Source organism: Phenylobacterium conjunctum, assembly GCF_042679085.1.
Classification (GTDB): Bacteria; Pseudomonadota; Alphaproteobacteria; order Caulobacterales; family Caulobacteraceae; genus Phenylobacterium; species Phenylobacterium conjunctum.
In genome coordinates this window covers 1-15,728 of the sequence record NZ_JBHTLQ010000036.1, presented here as the reverse complement: position 1 = coordinate 15,728, position 15,728 = coordinate 1, and the positions used below count along the sequence as shown (strand labels likewise).

The following is a 15,728-nucleotide window of genomic DNA, read 5'->3' as shown; positions in this document are numbered from 1 at the left end:
ACTTCAGGCGGCCAGGCGTCCGCGCTTGGCCGCCGCGATCCGCGCCTGGGCCATCTCGTCGGCCACCTCGTGGGTGGGCCGGCCGTCGGCGGCGGCGCGGTCCAGCACCTCCTCCAGGGTCTGCGTCAGCCGATCCAGCTTGCTGGCCACCCAGGCGACGTCGAAGCCGGTGTTCGCCTCAAGCGCCAGGATCTCGCCGGCCACATTGATGATGCCGCCGCCGTTGATCACATAGTCGGGGGCGTAGAGCAGGCCGCGCTCGAACACCGCCCGGCCGATCTCGGCGCTGGCCAGCTGATTGTTGGCGCCGCCGGCGATCACCTTGGCCTTCAGCCGCGGCAGGGTCTGGGCATTGATCGCCCCGCCCAGGGCGCAGGGCGCGAAGACCTCGGCCTCGACATCGAAGATCTCGGCCGGGGCCACGATTCGCGCGCCGGTCTTGTCCGCCACCAGGTTCAGGGCCTCGGCGTTGACGTCGGTGATCACCAGCTTGGCCCCCGCCGCATGCAGCTTGTCGGCCAGATAGGCGCCCACATGGCCGACGCCCTGCAGGGCCACGGTCACCCCGTCCAGCTCACGACCCAGGGCCTTGCGCACCGCCAGCCGCACGCCGCGGAACACGCCCTCGGCGGTCACGGGGCTGGGGTCGCCGGAGGCCGCGGGATGGCCGTCGAGGCCCGCGACATATCGCGTCGTGCGGCGGGCGCAGGCCAGGTCCGACGGCGCGACGCCCACGTCCTCGGCGGTCCAGTAGCGGCCGCCCAGGGTGTCGACCGCGCGGCCGAAGGCTTCGAACAGGGCCGGGGTCTTCTGGCTGCGGGCGTCGCCGATAATCACCGCCTTGCCACCGCCCAGCGGAATGTCGGCCATGGCGTTCTTGTAGGACATGGCCCGCGAGAGCCGCAGCGCATCGGTGAGCGCAAGATCGGCGCTGGCGTAGGGCCACATGCGGCAGCCGCCCGCCGCCGGGCCGAGCGCGGTCGAGTGCACCGCGATGATCGTCTTCAGCCCGGTGGCCTCGTCATAGGCCGTATGGATCGCTTCATGTGCCGCGAAATCGGGATGATCGAACAAGGTCATGCTCGGGATACGCTCAGCTTGGGGAGGGATTTGCCCGATCTACGCCCCTCCCGGAGTAATCACAACCCCGACTTGCCGCCACGCTTGATCGTTTCCGGCCCCGGGATCGGCGGCGGATTGGACGGCAGGGGCGCGGCCGGATCGAGGATGTAGGTCGCGATATCGTCCCAGACCTTCGGCCCCTGCTTGTCGCGGGTCATCAGGTGCCAGCCGTCGACGTAGTAGGCCGTGCGGTCGCCAGGCTTCAGCCGGCTGGCGGCCTGGAAGGCCGGGCGTTTGGGGATGATCTGGTCGTGGGCGCCGTAGAGGTAGAGGACCGGGACCTTCACCTCGCCGATCTCGCGCCAGGCCCGCTCCATCATCGCCACCAGCCCATAGAGGGTGTCGGACCGCGCGCCCCAGATCATCAGCGGGTCGCGGCCCATAGCGATCAGCTCGTCGCGGTTGTCGGTGGGAAACACCTTCTTGGTCAGCCACTCCGGCGGCTCATAGACGTGGGGGCCGGTCAGGCGGGCGGCGAACCACAGGGTGGTCTTGTAGGGCAAGGGCTGGTTCGACCAGCCCCAGACGGCGGGGGACAACAGCACCACCCGGTCGGCGGCGGGCGGCCGATCGGAGGCGAAGGCCTCGATGGTCACGGCCCCGCCCATGGACTCGCCGGCCACGATCACCGGGACGCCGGGATGCCGCGACCGCGCGAGCGCGACGATGGTGCGCAGGTCCTCGGTCATCAGATCGTCGCCGCCCCAGACCCCGCGGTCGGGCGAGCGGCCGAAACCGCGCTGGTCATAGGCGTAGGTCGTCACGCCCCGCTCAGCCAGATAGGGCGCGAGCCGGTGGAAGGCGTTCGCATAGTCGTTCATGCCGTGCACGCCGATGAGCACGGCTTTCGGCTCCGGCGTCACCGCCGGCCAGGTGGTCAGGCCCAGCCGCGTCCCATCAAAGCTGACAAAGGCGTCGGGGCCCAGGCGGGGGCCGGAGAAGGTCACGTCAGGCTTCCCCGCCTGCTGGACGACGAGCGGGGTGCAGGCGGTGAGCATCAGGGCCGACAGGATGACGAGCAGGCGTTTCACGGCGTCACCAGAACCCGATCCTTCGGGCGAAGATTGGGCGGATCAGTCTTCGGCGGGCGCGATGGGCGCCGGCCCGGCCGCCTGCTCCTCCGTTGTCGGCAGGCGCAGGCGGTAGACGCCCTTGAACGCCTCCGGATCTGCGGGCTTGCCGTGACGCAGGACGACGATCTTGCCCTGGCGGGCGAGGCCGCGGGCCGTGGAGCGGACGTGACCGGTAAGGCGGCGCCAGTTCTCGTTGTCGGCGGCGCGGGCCACCTCTTCCGAGGACGCCGACTTGCCGGGCGCGAGCTTGCCAAGGTGATCGAGGATCACCGCCTCCATGTCGATGGACATGATCAGCCGCCCCGCTTCAGGGTTTCGCGGCTGATGATCACTTGCTGGATCTGGCTGGTGCCCTCGTAGATCCGGAAGATGCGAACGTCGCGGTAGAAGCGCTCGATGCCGTAGTCGGCGATGTAGCCGGCGCCGCCGTAGATCTGCACGGCCTTGTCGGCCACCCGGCCGACCATTTCCGAGGCGAAGTACTTCGACGCGGCGGCCTCGAGGGTCACGTTCTGGCCGGCGTCGCGCTTGCGGGCCGTCTCGAAGGTCAGGGCCTTGGCGGCCAGCGCCTCGGTCTTGCAGTCGGCGATCATGCCCTGGAGCAGCTGGAACTGGGCGATGGCCTGGCCGAACTGCTTGCGCTCGCTCGCATAGGCGACGCTGTCGGCGATCAGGCGCTCAGCCACGCCGATGCAGACGGCGGAAATATGCAGGCGGCCGCGATCCAGCACCTGCATGGCGACCTTGAAGCCCTCGCCCTCGCGGCCCAGGCGGTTGGCCACCGGCACGCGGACATTGTCGAAATTCACGTCGCAGATGTGCGCGCCTTGCTGGCCCATCTTCTTCTCGGGCTTGCCCACCGACAGGCCGGGCAGGTCGCGCTCCACCAGCAGGGCCGTGACGCCGCCCGCGCCCGGCTTGGAGGCGTCGGTGCGGCACATGACCGTGAACAGGTGCGCCTTGTTGGCGTTGGTGATGTAGCGCTTGGAGCCGTTCAGCACGTAGTGGTCGCCGTCCAGCACGGCGCGGACCTGGACATTGGCGCTGTCGGAGCCGGCTTCCGGCTCGGTCAGGGCGAACGAGGTGATGATGTCGCCGGACGCGATGCCCGGCAGGTACTTCTGCTTCTGCTCAGGCGTGCCGAACATGACGAGACCTTGAGCGCCGATGCCGACATTGGTGCCGAAGGCCGAGCGGAAGGCCGGGCTGGTGCGGCCAAGCTCGACCGCCACCAGGCACTCCTCCTCCATGTTCAGGTCCATGCCGCCGTATTCCTCGGGGATGGACAGGCCGAACAGGCCGAGCGCCTTCATCTCCTCGATGACGTCGGCCGGCATGGTGTCGGTTTCCGACACCTGGGCCTCCAGGGGGCGCAGCCGTTCGGTGACGAACCGGCGAACGGTGTCGATGAGCTGGTCGCGGGTCTCGAGGTCTAGGGCCATTTGGGGTCTCAGGTGTCTCAAAGGTCGGGCTAGGTGGAGCGCGCCGCTTGCACGTCGCCGCCCCGGCGCTTAGGTCGCGTGCAAACTAGTGACAGGACGTGCGCCGGGCAAACCCCGGCCGCGCTTTCTTTTAGGGGGTAGCATGGACGGCGGCGAAGATCAGAACACCGGATGGGGCCCGCCCATCGCCGGCGAGGGCGAGTGGGCCGGATGGTCGAAATATGTCGGCTCCGACCCCTTCGAGGATCACGCCGGGCCCTTCTACTTCCGCATGGACGAGGACGGCACGCCGCGCTGCGCCTTCCGCGCCGAGAAGAAGCACATGAACGGCGGCAACTTCATGCACGGCGGGTGCATCATGACCTTCGCCGACTACTGCCTGTTCGTGATCGCCCGCGACTGCCTTGAGGGCACCCACAGCGTCACCGCCACCTTCAACGGCGAGTTCGTGGGCTCCGTGCCCATGGGCGCCCTGGTGGAGTGCAAGGGCGAGGTGGTGAAGAACGCCCGCTCCATGGTGTTCCTGCGCGGCCTGATCACCACGTCCGGCCAGCCGGTGATGAGCTTCTCCGCCGTCATCAAGAAGACCCGGCCGCGGGCTTAGACATGACCGCCCTCGCCCGCCTCGCGCCCGACGACATCGCCGAGATCATGCGGCTGGAGCGCGGCGAGGGCTATGAGGGCCTGGTCGGCCGCTGGGAAGCCGAGGCGCACCGGGCCGAGATGGAGACGCCCACCTCGCACTATGTGGGCTTCCGGAACGCCACGGGCGGGCTGAACGGCTTCGTGATGTTCCAGGAGCTCGACCTGCCCGTCGCCCTGCTGCGGCGGATCGCGGTGACGGCGCCAGGCCAGGGAATTGGCGGGCGGCTGCTGCAGGCCTCGGTGAGTTGGGCGCTGGGCCACGGCCCCTACACCGGCGTGCGCCTGCAGGTCCGCGACATCAACGCCCGCGCCCGCCGCGCCTATGAGCGCGAGGGCTTCATGTTCACCGGGAACGATGAGGGCGATCATCTGGAAATGCTGGTGACCCGCACCGCCTGGGAGGCCCGCTCATGAGCCCGATCCTGTCCGTTCTCGACCTGTCGCCGGTGACAGGGAACGCCACCCAGGCCCAGGCCGTGCGCGAGACCATCGAGGTCGCCCGCGCCGCCGAACGGCTGGGCTACAACCGCTTCTGGGTGGCCGAGCATCACAACATCGGAACCCTCGGCTCGTCCGCGCCGGAGATCCTGATCGCGGCCCTGACCCAGGCCACCTCGACGATCCGCCTGGGCTCGGGCGGGGTGATGCTGGTGAACTATTCGCCCCTGAAGGTCGCCGAGGTGTTCATGGAGTTGGAGGCGCTCGCCCCCGGCCGCATCGACCTGGGCGTCGGCCGCGCCCTGGGCACGGACCCGCGCACCGGCGCCGCCCTGCGGACCTCCGGCTCGGAGGCCTTTCCGCAGTACTTCGCCCTGCTGAACGCCTGGCTGCTGGACGCCGCCGGCAAAGAGCCGATCACCGACGCCCATCCGGCCCGGGGCATCCACGCGAACCCAGCCGGCCCCTCGCACCCGGACCTGTTCCTGCTGTGCTCATCGCCGGAGAGCGCGGCGTTCGCAGGCCAGGCCGGCGTCGGCATGGCCTATGCCGAGTTCATCGCGCGCTCGTCCGGCGGCCCGGCCATCGCCGCCTATCGCCGCGCCTTCCAGCCCTCGGTGTTCCGCGAGCGGCCCTGCGCGATCACGGCGACCATCGCGCTCGCCGCCGAAACCGACGAGGAGGCCCAGCGCCTTGCCGCGCCGATGCGGGCCGGCAACCTGGCCCTGATGATGAACGCCCCGCGGCGCTTCCCGTCCATACCCGAGGCCCAGGCCTTCCTGGAGGCCAACCGCAACCACCCGGCCTATGACGCGGTCATGGCCCGCGGGATCGTCGGTGAAGCCAGCTTCGTCCGCGCCGAACTCGCCGCCCAGGCGACGCGCGAAGACGCCGACGAGATCTTCGTCATGGCCGTGGGCGCCGACCTGCAGAGCCGCATCCGCTCGCTGGAGCTGATCAAGGCCCAACCATGAAAGCCAAGATCAGCCTGGTCACCCTGGGGACCCGCGACTTCGCTCGCGCCTTCGCCTTCTACCGCGACGGCCTGGGCTTCGAGCCGCACAACTACACCGAGGGCGAGGACTTCTGCATGTTCAAGATGGAGGGGACCTGGCTCGCCCTTTTCCCCCGCGCGGAGCTCGCCGCCGACGCCGGCGTCGAGGATGACGGCCGGCCGCCTTCTGGGTTCGCCCTGGCCCACAATGTCGGCTCGCCCGCCGAGGTGGACGCTGTCTTCGCCCAGGCCGTCGCCGCCGGGGCCAAGCCCCAGAAGCCGCCGCAGAAGACCTTCTGGGGCGGCTACGCTGGATACTTCGCCGATCCGGACGGCTGCCTGTGGGAAGTGGCCCACAACCCCTTCACCGACCTGACGTGAGGCGCCGACCGGGTCCGGATCTCGCCAGACGGCGGGGCCGCCGGAGGCCAGGGTGTTCCGGCGAAGCGGAGAACACCCATGGCCACGGTCCACGTCGAAATCCTGATCCATCAATCTGTTGACGTTGTCTGGGACGCCGCGCGCGACGTCGGCGCGCTGCATACACGGCTGGTTCCGGGCTTTGTCGCCGACACGCGGATGGAGCCGGGCGCGGCGCCGCCTGTGCGGGTGGTGACCTTCGCCAGCGGCTTTGTCGCGCGCGAGACCATCGTCGCCGTGGATGAGGCCCAGCGGCGCGTCGTCTGGTCCATCGACGGCGAGGGCGTGGACCATCACAACGGCGCCCTGCAGCTCATCGAGGAAGCGCCCGGCCGCACCCGCGCCGTCTGGACCGCAGACGTCCTGCCGGACGCCCTGGCCGGAGCCTATGCGCCGCTGATGCAGCGGGGCCTGGAAGTCATGAAGGCGACCCAGGAAGCCTAGGCGCCTTGCGTCCCATCGCAACGCCCTTCAGCTTCGCCTTGCGAGCCAGGAGGACAAGATGGGGCGCGAACGTCTGACGGCCTTCACTGACGGGGTGCTGGCCATCATCGTCACGATCATGGTGCTGGAGCTGCGGCCGCCGCACGGGACGTCGCTGCACGACCTGGCGGAGCTGACGCCGGTGTTCCTGAGCTATGTGCTCAGCTTCCTGTACGTGGCGATCTACTGGAACAACCACCACCACTTTTTCCACCTCGCGCCGCGGGTGGACGGGGCGGTGTTGTGGGCCAACATGCACCTGTTGTTCTGGCTGTCCCTGGTGCCGTTCACCACCGCCTGGATGGGCGAGAACCACTTCGCCTCCGTGCCGACCGCCGTCTATGGCGCCTCGCTGCTGGCGCCGGCCATCGCCTGGGTGATCATGCAGACCACCATCATCCGGATGCAGGGCGCGGACTCGCCCCTGCGCAAGGCGCTGGGACGGGACCGCAAGGCCGTGATCTCGCCGATCCTCTACCTGTCGGGGATTGGGTTTTCGTTCGTGAACACGGCGGTGGCGGGGCTGATGTACCTGGCGGTCGCACTGATCTGGCTGATCCCCGACCGCCGCATCGAGACGGCGCTCGCCGCCGCCGAAGGCGCTAGCGCGTAGGCATCCCCGCCTTGGCGGCCGGGCGCTCGCGCATGGCCTGATGCCAGCGGGTGACGTTCTTCAGGTCTTCCGGCAGGGCCAGCTTCAGCATCCGCGTGAAGTCGATGCCGATAAAGGCGACGATGTCGGCGATGGTCAGGCGGTCGGCGGCGATCCAGTCGCGGCCTTCCAGCTGGCGGTCGAGGATCTTCAGAGCGCGCAGGGCGCCGGCCTTGTTGTGCTCGCCGATCACCGGCTCCTGCTTTTCCAGCGCGCCCATGGCCGGGTGCAGGTGGCGCACGGCCAGCATGAAGGGCGTGGCCACCATCATCTCGCTTCGGCGGGTCCACATCTCGATCACCGCCGTCTCCTTCGCATCCCGCCCGAACAGGTTCGGCTGCGGATAGAGGCTCTCCAGATAGCGGCAGATGGCCAGGCTTTCGGTGATCGCCGTGCCGTCGTCCAGCTCCAGGGCCGGCACATTGGCCAGGCCGAACTTGGCGAGATAGTCCGGCGTCTTGTGGCCTCCGTCCATCAGGCTGAGGGTGATGACCTCGATGTCCTCGATGCCCTTCTCGGCCATGAACCATCGGACGCGGCGCGGATTGGGCGCAAGCGGAGTGTCATAGAGCTTCATGCGCGGGCCTCCCTGCCCCGTCGTTATCTTTGTCGTCAGCCGCCGAACAGCGAGGGCGGCAGGAGCCCCACCACCGAGGCTGTGACGCAGGTGGCCAGGAAGCCGGCGAACATCGCCTTCCAGACCATGCCGATCACCTCGGCCCGGCGCTCGGGCACCAGCACCGTATAGCCCGCCACGTTCATGCCGACCGAGGCGATATTGGCGAAGCCGCACAGGGCATAGGTCATGATCACCCGGCTGCGCGGGTCCATCTCGGCGAGCGGGATCGCGCCCAGCTTGATGAAGGCGGTGAACTCGGTGAGCACCAGCTTCACGCCCAGCAGCGAGCCGGCGGTCGGCGCATCATGCCACGGCACGCCGATGGCCCAGGCCAGGGGCGCGAAGATCATGCCCAGGATGCGTTCCAGCGACAGGGGCGCGCCGGCCACCGGCGGCAGCATGCCCAGCACGCCGTTGACCATGGCGGCCAGGGCCACGAACACGATCAGGGTGGCGCCGACATTCAGCGCGATCTGCAGGCCGTCGGTGGTGCCCTTGATCAGGGCGTCGATGGAGCTTTCGTAGACCTTGGAGGCGGTGGGATCGAGGTCCTTGGCCTCCTCCATGCGCGGGTTCCGCGGCACCAGGATGCGGGCCAGCATGACGCCGGCCGGGGCGGAGATGATCGAGGCCGTCAGCACGTGGGCCGCGGCGTTGGGCAAGACGTCCTTCAGGATGGTCACATAGGCCACCATGGTCGAGCCCGAGACGCAGGACATGCCGACGGCGATCAGCAGGAAGAGCTCGGACCGCGACAGGCTGGCCAGGTAGCTGCGGATGAAGATCGGCCCTTCGATCTGGCCCATGAACACCGTGGCGGCGGTGGCGAGCGCCGGCGCGCCGCGCAGGCCCATGGTCTTTTCGAAGATGAAGCCGAAGCCCTGGGTGATCCACTTCAGGATCCGCCAGTGCCAGAGCAGGGCCGCCAGCGCGCAGACCACCAGGATCACCGGCAGGACGCGGAAGGCGAAGATGAACAGGCCGCCCGGATTCTGCACTGCATAGGGCTGGTCGGGGACGCCGGACAGGAAGCCGAACACGAAGCTGACGCCGGCCTGGGTGCTGGCCGCCAGGCCGTCCACCGCCGCGCCCACCGCGATCAGGGCCGCGCGCAGGGGCGGCGCGCCGAACAGGGCCAGGACCAGCACCGCCTGGATGACCAGGGCGCCGAGCACCAGCTTCCATGGAAACCGCTCCCGGTTCTCCGAAAGCCCCCAGCACAGGGCCAGGATCAGCGCCAGGCCGACCAGGCTCTGGGCGTTTTCAGGTTGGAACATGCGCGCGGCCCCCGCCCCGGCGGGACTCGCCGGTCTCGCGCGCACTAGAGGACCAAGCCGGCGCCGCGCGCAAGTCGGGGCGCCCTTGACATCCATTTCATTGTACACAATCTAATTGCCAACAATCACACGGAGACCCCCCCCCATGTCCGCCCTCTACGCCACCCAGGCCCGCGCCGTCGGCGGCCGCGCCGGCCACGTCGAAACCCCGGACGGCCTGTTGTCTGTCGATCTGGCCCTGCCAAAGGAGATGGGCGGCCGCGGCGGCGCCACGAACCCCGAGCAGCTGTTCGCCGCCGGCTACGCCGCCTGTTTCGAGAACGCCGTCCGTTTCATCGCCGGCCAGCAGAAGCTACCGCTGAAAGGCGCAGCCGTGACCGCCACCGTCGAGCTGCACCCCCGCGCCGAAGGCGGCTTCAAGCTGGGCGTCGCCCTGGACACCGAGATCCAGGGCCTGGACCAGGCGGCGGCTGAAAACCTGGTCGCCGCGGCGCATCAGGTCTGTCCGTATTCGAATGCTGTTCGCGGCAACGTCGATGTTGGGCTAACCGTAAGGGCGCAATGACCCGCAAGACTGAGTCCCAACCCGCCATCGACACCTCGGCCATCCCCAAGGATGTGGCGAGGCAGATGCTGCGCCTGGACAACCAGCTCTGCTTCGCCCTCTACGCGGCGACGGGGCTGGTCACCCGGGCCTACCGCCCGCTGCTGGAGCCGCTGGGCCTGACCTATCCGCAGTACCTGGCCATGCTGGTGCTGTGGGAGCAGGCGCCGCGCACCGTCAGCGAGCTGGGCGAGGCCCTGGGGCTCGACTCCGGCACCCTGACCCCGCTCCTGAAGCGGCTGGAACAGGCCGGCTACGTCACCCGCACCCGCGATCCGGCCGACGAGCGCCGGGTGCAGGTGGGCCTGACGGAGGCCGGCGACACCCTTCGCGAGCGGGCCTTGCAGGTGCCGGCCGCCATGTCCTGCGCCCTGCCGATGCCGGCCAGCGAGCTGGGCGAACTGAAGGCCACCCTGCAGGAGTTCGCCCGGCGGATGCGCGCCGACGGCGCGGCCTGAAGGCTTGCCTCACAAGGCGTCGTCGCTCACAACGCGCGCCATGACCGAGCTGTTCTTCGACCTGAAGTCGACCCACAATCCGCACCGCTGGTACCTGCCGCTCACCGACGGAGTCTGCGTGGGGCCGCCGGACAACCTGTTCATGTACGGCGGCATCGGCCTGGCCTCGGCCATCGCGGCCATGGAGCGGACATGCAATCGGCCGGTGATCTGGGCCACGGCCCAGTACCTGTCCTATGCCCGGCCGCCCTCGATCGTCGACATCGACGTCTGGATCCCCACCGAGGGCAAGTACAACACGCAGGCGCGCGTCACCGGCCATGTGGGCGACAAGGAGATCTTCACGGTCAACGCCGCCCTGGGCAGCCGCGAGAGCCCATTCTCGCACCAGTGGGTCGAGGCGCCCGACATGCCGCCCCCGGAAGACTGCGAGCCGTCGCTGCTATGGACCGGCCAGAGCTGGAACCTGAACAGCCGGCTTGAGGTGCGGATGTGCCCGGACAAGTGGGGCGGCGGCGCGCGCTCCGGCGAGCTCAGCCCGGACGGGCGCAGCGTCATGTGGGTGCGGCCTAAGGGCGACTACGCCATCGACACCAGCATGCTGGCCATCATCGCCGACTATGTGCCCTCAGGCGTCGGCGCCGCGCTCGGCCGGTTCGGCGGCGGCAACAGCCTCGACAACACCCTGCGCGTCCGCCGCGTGGTCCCGACCGAATGGGTGCTCTGCGACATCCACATCGCCGGCATCCACTCGGGCTTCGCCCACGGCGACATGCGGCTGTTCTCCCAGGACGGCGAACTGATGGCCGTGGCCAGCCAGTCGATCATCGCCAGGGTCATGGGGTGAGAAGCGTCGCCCCGCGCATGCGGGGCGGATGTGATCGACAAAGATTTGTCGATCACCGCGCCGAACGCCCGCGCCGAGCGCGGGCCTGGCCCTTCTCCTCCCCCATGCAATGGGGGAGGGGGACCGCGAAGCGGTGGAGGAGGCGACCGCCCGCTCCGAGCTTGATCACGCCCCTCCACCCCTAAGTGGTCCCCCTCCCCCGCATCGCGGGGGAGGATTGAGCGGCCCTACTTCGTCGTCAGTTCCTTCACGAGCGCCGCCTGGCCGTAGACCTTGTCGAGGGCTTCGGTGGCGGCGGCGGAGGACACCACCACGGTGCGGTTGATCGATCCGTCGTAGCCGTAGTTGCCGCCCAGGGAGTGGATGTTGCCATCGAAGGCCGCCCCCAGGATCTCGCCCTTGGCGTTGATCACCGGCGAGCCGGAATTGCCGCCGATGATGTCGTTGGTGGTGACGAAGTCGAACACGGTGTCGGGGTTCAGCTTGTCCTTGGCCGCGATCCAGCGGGGCGCGAGTTCGAAGGGCTCGGCGCCCGTGGCCCGCTCATAGAGGCCAGCGAAGGTGGTGAAGGCCGGGACCGTCACCCCGCGATAGGTCCAGCCCGCGACCTTTCCGTAGGACAGGCGAAGCGTGAAGGTGGCGTCCGGATAGACCGCGTCGCCATAGACACCGAACCGGGCGGCGGCCACGCGGGCGGCGGCTGCGTCGGTGGGGCCGGCGACCTCGGCGTCCCAGGTCTTGCGGATCTCACGCGCCGGCGCGTCGGTCTTCAGGACGAACTGGATCATCGGATCGTCCGAGGCCTGGATGGCCGCCAGACCGCCGTCCCACAGAGCCTTGCGCACCGCCGGGTCGCCCAGCTTCGAGCCCGAGACCAGGCGCTGCGCCAGACCTTCGGGGCTCTCCTTGCCCAGGATCAGCTTGGTCGCCGGGTCATCGGCGGTCAGGTACTCGCGGGTCTTGGACAGCCAGAAGCCGAGATAGAGGGTCTCGAGCTCGGGATGCACCGGCTTGTCGTCCAGCAGTTCCTTTTCCATCAGCGGCAGGCGGGCGTCGGCGAATTCCGGCAGGCGCTCGCCCGAGGGCTTGGTCCGCTCCTGGGCCGCGCGGACCAGTTCACGGGCGTGCCAGTAGAGGTCGGAGCCGCCGCCGGCCGCGCTCTCCAGCTGACGGTAGCGCAGATAGTTGTCGGCATAGACCTTCTGGACCTTGGCGATGTCCCCCCAGGGATCGCCGACCGTCGCGCTGAGCTTCGGGTCCGCCGCGACCTTGGCGCGCAGCTCGGTCTCGGCCGAGACCTTGGCGCCCATGAAGGCCGGATCGTTCAAGGCGAACTGGCGGCCGAAGTACACCTTGAAGCCGTTCTCCAGGCCGAACAGCATGTCGGTGGCGATACGCTTGTGCTCCGGACTCTCGGCGCTGAACTGGATCAGCCGGCCGCGCAGTTCAGAACGCTGCAGCTGGCTGACCGGCAGGGCGAGGTCGCGCTGGGTCTGGAGCTGAGACACCGTGAGCATCCGGTCGGTGCCGCCGGGATTGCCGGAGACGAAGGTCACCTCGTCCAGCTTGGGCGCGGTCGAGCGCCAGGTCAGGTGGGCCGGGCTCTTCACCGGCTTGCCGCCCTCGTACAGGCGCACGAAGGCCACATCGAGGTTGAAGCGCGGGAAGTTGAAGTTATCGGGGTCGCCGCCGAAGAAGGCCGTGGCGAACTCCGGCGCGAAGGCCAGGCGCACGTCGGCGTATTTGCGGTACTTGTAGAGCTTGAACTGGCCGCCCCGGTAGAGGCTGACCACCTGGCAGCGGGCCTTGTCGTCCTTGGCGCAGGCGGCGGATTCGGCCGCCGCGACGGCGGCGTTGCGCGCCTTGACGAAGGCCGCGCCGGACAGGCCCTTGGTGGCGGCGTTGATCTGGTCGGTCAGGTCGGTGATCGAGGTCAGCACCTCGGCCTGCATGCCGGGGCACTTGCGCTCCTCGGCCCGCGTGGCGATCACGAAGCCGTCCTTCACGAAGTCGGTCTTGGCCGTGGACAGGGCCTGGGCGCAGTCGACCACGCAGTGGTGGTTGGTGAGGACCAGCCCCTCCTTCGACACCAGCGAGGCCGAGCAGCCGGTCGACAGGCGCACCGAGGCGGCCTGCACCCGGTCGAGCCAGGCCTTGTCGATCTTGACGCCATAGGTGGCCTCGACCTTGGCCGAGGGGAAGTTGTCGAAGGTCCACATGCCTTCGTCAGCGCGCGCGGCGCTCGCCGAGGCCAGGACGGCCACCAGGCCGAGTGAGGAAACAAACTTCAGCATATTCATGAACTTCGCCTGATCCTTGAAGCACGCGAGGCGCGCACCGCGCCGAGGTGCGTTCGCCTTACATCGATTTAACTAGGCCCGGAACAGGCCTCTCACTCATCTATGCGCCAGCTGTGAGGGACCCATGTCGCTGGCCTTGGCCACCTTGATCTACGAGTGGCGCCGCTATCTGGCTGCGGTGATCGCGCTCGCCTTTTCGGGCCTACTCATCCTGGCCGAGGTCGGGATGTTCACCGGTATCGTCAAGGGCGTGACCGCCAACATCGACCGCTCGCGCGCCGACATCATGGTGCTGGCCCCCAAGTCAGAGAGCCTGGTCAATTCCGGCCCCTCCGGCCTGCCCCGGCGGATCCAGCCGCAGATTTACATGAACCCCGACGTGGTCGAGGTGGCCAGCTTCGAGGGCAATGGCGCACGCTGGACCAATACGCCCAAGCCCGGCGAGAAGCAGATCAGCAATTTCGTCCAGATCAACATGGTCGACACCCGGCCCGGCGCCGTGACCCTGCCCGTCGACTATACCGAAGAGGTCCGGGTCGCGCTGCAGGAGCCCTATGCGGTCGCCATCGACAGGACTGCGCTGGCGGGCCTGGGGGTCAAGCTCGGCGACCTCGCCGCCCTGAACGGCAAGTCGGTGAAGGTCCGCGCCCTGCTGGACGGCTATCCCAACATCAACCAGCCCGCCGTGGTGGTCTCCCGCGACACCATGCGGCTCTTAGGGATGGGCCCGCGCAACGGCCGCACCGGCCCCTTGATGGTGCGCATCAAGGACCCAAGCCAGGCCGAGGCCGTGCGCGACGCGCTGAACGCCGGCTCCAAGGGCGCCTTCCGCGCCTGGACCCGTGATGAGCTGTCCAAGGCCAACGAAAAGGCCCTGCTTAAGGAACAGATCATCGGCATCTTCCTGGGCTTCACCATGTTCATCGGGGTGCTGATCGGCATCGGCATCACCTCCCAGACCCTGCGGGGCGCGGTCCTGGCCAACGTCAAGGAGTTCGCCAGCCTGAGGGCGCTCGGCGTCTCCATGGGCGCGCTGAGGCTCATCGTGATTGAGCTGTCCTTCTGGGTCGGCATGGTCGGCCTGGCGGCCACCGCCATCATGACCTGGCTGGTGACCCAGCTGGGCAAGACCGTCGGCCTGCCGATGTCCTATCCGCTCAGTTGGGTGACCACCGTGACCCTGCTCCTGCTCGCCATCTCCATGGCCTCGGGCCTGATGGCCATGGGCGTGCTGAAGAAGAGCCAGCCTGCGGACCTGCTGCGATGAGCCACACCTTCGGCGCCCGCGCCCTGTCCGCCACCGGCCTGACCAAGCGGTTCAAGACCGGCCGCACCTATATCGAGGTGTTGAAGTCGGTGGATTTCGACGCCCTGCACGGGGACGTTACCATGGTCATGGGCCCCTCCGGCTCAGGCAAGTCGACCCTGGTCGCCACCCTGTCCGGCCTCTTGAAGCCCGACGACGGCCAGGTGCGGGCCATGGACACCGACCTGTGGTCCCTGCGACCGGGTCAGATCGACCGGTTCCGGCTGGACCATTGCGGCTTCATCTTCCAGGGCTTCAACCTGTTCGGCGCGCTCACCGCCCTGCAGCAGGTGGCCTACATCCTGAAGCACAAGGGCTTTTCCCCGGAAGAGGCCCGCGCCAAGGCCGAGACCGCCCTGGCCGAGGTCGGCCTGACCAACCGCATGAACCAGCGGCCTGCCGAACTGTCCGGCGGTGAGAAGCAGCGGGTGGCCATCGCCCGGGCTCTGGCCAAGGCGCCTGACCTGCTGTTCGCCGACGAGCCCACCAGCGCCCTGGACGGCGAGAACGGCCAGGTGGTGATCCAGCTTCTGCAGCGCGCGGCCAAGGCCCATGGGGCGGCGGTCATCTGCGTGACCCACGACCCGCGGCTGGAAGCCTACGCCGACCGCATCATCCACATCGAGGACGGCCGCATCCTGGACGACCGGCGCACGACGCCGCCGCCCGTGGCCCCCTCCCCCGCGCTCACCGGAGCCTGAAGACCATGTTCGCTTTCCTCCGCCGCCACATCGTCTGGGTCGTGGTCGCCGTCGTGGCCCTGGCCGCCGGCGGCGCGGTCGCCCTGAACGCCCAGGCCAAGGCGAAGAAGGCCGAGGCCGCAAAGACCGCGGCCGCCGCCGCGCCCAAGAGCCCCTATGTCGCCATCGCCAACGGCAAGGCCGACGTCGAAGGCGGCATGATCCAGGTCGCCGCCCGCCGGGCCGGGATCGTGCGCGAGGTGCTGGTCAGCGAGGGCGACCGGGTGGTCAAGGGCCAGATCCTCGCCCGCCAGGAGGACGACGAGCCCCGCCTGGCCGCCGCCGAGGCCGCCGAGGCCGTGCGCCAG

18 protein-coding genes and 1 pseudogene are annotated in these 15,728 nt (G+C 68.9%); 12 read left to right on the top strand and 7 right to left on the bottom strand.

Going from position 1 to position 15,728, the window contains the following annotated elements; genetic code table 11:
• Positions 1 to 3: 3 nt before the first annotated feature.
• The 4 genes from ACFQ27_RS14810 to ACFQ27_RS14795 are packed head-to-tail and all read right to left on the bottom strand — an operon-like array spanning position 4 to position 3,637.
• Positions 4 to 1,080, bottom strand: a complete 1,077-nt coding sequence (locus ACFQ27_RS14810) for a Glu/Leu/Phe/Val family dehydrogenase (RefSeq protein WP_377354125.1) — start codon at positions 1,078 to 1,080, stop codon at positions 4 to 6.
• Positions 1,081 to 1,139: 59 nt separating this feature from the next.
• On the bottom strand, positions 1,140 to 2,153 hold the full coding sequence (locus tag ACFQ27_RS14805; protein ID WP_377354122.1) for an alpha/beta hydrolase: 1,014 nt from the start codon (positions 2,151 to 2,153) through the stop codon (positions 1,140 to 1,142).
• Between the two features lie 42 nt (positions 2,154 to 2,195).
• Positions 2,196 to 2,486 (bottom strand): DUF3253 domain-containing protein, encoded by a 291-nt coding sequence (locus tag ACFQ27_RS14800; RefSeq protein WP_377354121.1) that lies wholly within the window; start codon positions 2,484 to 2,486, stop codon positions 2,196 to 2,198.
• A gap of 2 nt (positions 2,487 to 2,488) precedes the next feature.
• Positions 2,489 to 3,637 carry an acyl-CoA dehydrogenase family protein gene (locus ACFQ27_RS14795; protein ID WP_377354120.1) on the bottom strand — a complete coding sequence of 383 codons (1,149 nt, stop codon included), beginning with the start codon at positions 3,635 to 3,637 and terminating at the stop codon, positions 2,489 to 2,491.
• A gap of 142 nt (positions 3,638 to 3,779) precedes the next feature.
• On the opposite strand from ACFQ27_RS14795, the gene ACFQ27_RS14790 reads away from it, so the two are divergent.
• From ACFQ27_RS14790 to ACFQ27_RS14765, 6 genes are all read left to right on the top strand, one after another.
• Positions 3,780 to 4,241 (top strand): PaaI family thioesterase, encoded by a 462-nt coding sequence (locus ACFQ27_RS14790; RefSeq protein WP_374345237.1) that lies wholly within the window; start codon positions 3,780 to 3,782, stop codon positions 4,239 to 4,241.
• Between the two features lie 2 nt (positions 4,242 to 4,243).
• The gene (locus tag ACFQ27_RS14785) at positions 4,244 to 4,696 is read left to right on the top strand and encodes a GNAT family N-acetyltransferase (protein ID WP_374345238.1); all 453 of its coding nucleotides are present in this window, start codon (positions 4,244 to 4,246) and stop codon (positions 4,694 to 4,696) included.
• Positions 4,693 to 5,694 (top strand): MsnO8 family LLM class oxidoreductase, encoded by a 1,002-nt coding sequence (locus ACFQ27_RS14780; protein ID WP_374345239.1) that lies wholly within the window; start codon positions 4,693 to 4,695, stop codon positions 5,692 to 5,694. The genes ACFQ27_RS14785 and ACFQ27_RS14780 overlap by 4 nt, the downstream gene beginning before the upstream one ends.
• Entirely contained in the window at positions 5,691 to 6,095 is a 405-nt protein-coding gene (locus ACFQ27_RS14775) for a VOC family protein (protein WP_377354119.1), read from the top strand. The genes ACFQ27_RS14780 and ACFQ27_RS14775 overlap by 4 nt, the downstream gene beginning before the upstream one ends.
• 78 nt (positions 6,096 to 6,173) lie before the next feature.
• Entirely contained in the window at positions 6,174 to 6,578 is a 405-nt protein-coding gene (locus ACFQ27_RS14770) for an SRPBCC family protein (protein ID WP_374345241.1), read from the top strand.
• Positions 6,579 to 6,636: 58 nt separating this feature from the next.
• Positions 6,637 to 7,230 (top strand): TMEM175 family protein, encoded by a 594-nt coding sequence (locus tag ACFQ27_RS14765; RefSeq protein WP_377354118.1) that lies wholly within the window; start codon positions 6,637 to 6,639, stop codon positions 7,228 to 7,230.
• On the opposite strand, the gene ACFQ27_RS14760 is transcribed toward ACFQ27_RS14765, so the two are convergent.
• Both ACFQ27_RS14760 and ACFQ27_RS14755 read right to left on the bottom strand, forming a co-directional pair.
• Entirely contained in the window at positions 7,220 to 7,846 is a 627-nt protein-coding gene (locus tag ACFQ27_RS14760) for a glutathione S-transferase family protein (RefSeq protein WP_377354117.1), read from the bottom strand. The two genes, ACFQ27_RS14765 and ACFQ27_RS14760, sit on opposite strands and share 11 nt — an antisense overlap.
• Positions 7,847 to 7,881: 35 nt before the next feature.
• The gene (locus tag ACFQ27_RS14755) at positions 7,882 to 9,165 is read right to left on the bottom strand and encodes a NupC/NupG family nucleoside CNT transporter (RefSeq protein WP_374345245.1); all 1,284 of its coding nucleotides are present in this window, start codon (positions 9,163 to 9,165) and stop codon (positions 7,882 to 7,884) included.
• 145 nt (positions 9,166 to 9,310) lie between these two features.
• Here ACFQ27_RS14755 and ACFQ27_RS14750 point away from each other — a divergent pair, with 145 nt between their 5' ends.
• Genes ACFQ27_RS14750 through ACFQ27_RS14740 form a run of 3 tightly spaced genes read left to right on the top strand, consistent with a single transcriptional unit; the run spans position 9,311 to position 11,074 of the window.
• Positions 9,311 to 9,730, top strand: a complete 420-nt coding sequence (locus tag ACFQ27_RS14750) for an organic hydroperoxide resistance protein (protein WP_374345246.1) — start codon at positions 9,311 to 9,313, stop codon at positions 9,728 to 9,730.
• Positions 9,727 to 10,227, top strand: coding sequence for a MarR family winged helix-turn-helix transcriptional regulator (locus ACFQ27_RS14745; protein WP_374345247.1), 501 nt, complete (start codon positions 9,727 to 9,729; stop codon positions 10,225 to 10,227). Before ACFQ27_RS14750 ends, ACFQ27_RS14745 begins: the two co-directional genes overlap by 4 nt.
• 40 nt (positions 10,228 to 10,267) lie before the next feature.
• Entirely contained in the window at positions 10,268 to 11,074 is an 807-nt protein-coding gene (locus ACFQ27_RS14740) for an acyl-CoA thioesterase (RefSeq protein ID WP_377354114.1), read from the top strand.
• A 227-nt stretch (positions 11,075 to 11,301) separates the two neighbouring features.
• On the opposite strand, the gene ACFQ27_RS14735 is transcribed toward ACFQ27_RS14740, so the two are convergent.
• Complete coding sequence (locus ACFQ27_RS14735) at positions 11,302 to 13,374, bottom strand: S46 family peptidase (protein WP_377354113.1); 2,073 nt, start codon at positions 13,372 to 13,374, stop codon at positions 11,302 to 11,304.
• Positions 13,375 to 13,498: 124 nt separating this feature from the next.
• Here ACFQ27_RS14735 and ACFQ27_RS14730 point away from each other — a divergent pair, with 124 nt between their 5' ends.
• The 3 genes and pseudogenes from ACFQ27_RS14730 to ACFQ27_RS14720 all read left to right on the top strand — a co-directional run.
• Positions 13,499 to 14,641, top strand: coding sequence for an ABC transporter permease (locus ACFQ27_RS14730; protein ID WP_374345252.1), 1,143 nt, complete (start codon positions 13,499 to 13,501; stop codon positions 14,639 to 14,641).
• Positions 14,638 to 15,381, top strand: coding sequence for an ABC transporter ATP-binding protein (locus ACFQ27_RS14725; protein WP_374345253.1), 744 nt, complete (start codon positions 14,638 to 14,640; stop codon positions 15,379 to 15,381). The genes ACFQ27_RS14730 and ACFQ27_RS14725 overlap by 4 nt, the downstream gene beginning before the upstream one ends.
• A 5-nt stretch (positions 15,382 to 15,386) precedes the next feature.
• Positions 15,387 to 15,728, top strand: a pseudogene (locus tag ACFQ27_RS14720) (biotin/lipoyl-binding protein); the annotation flags it as partial.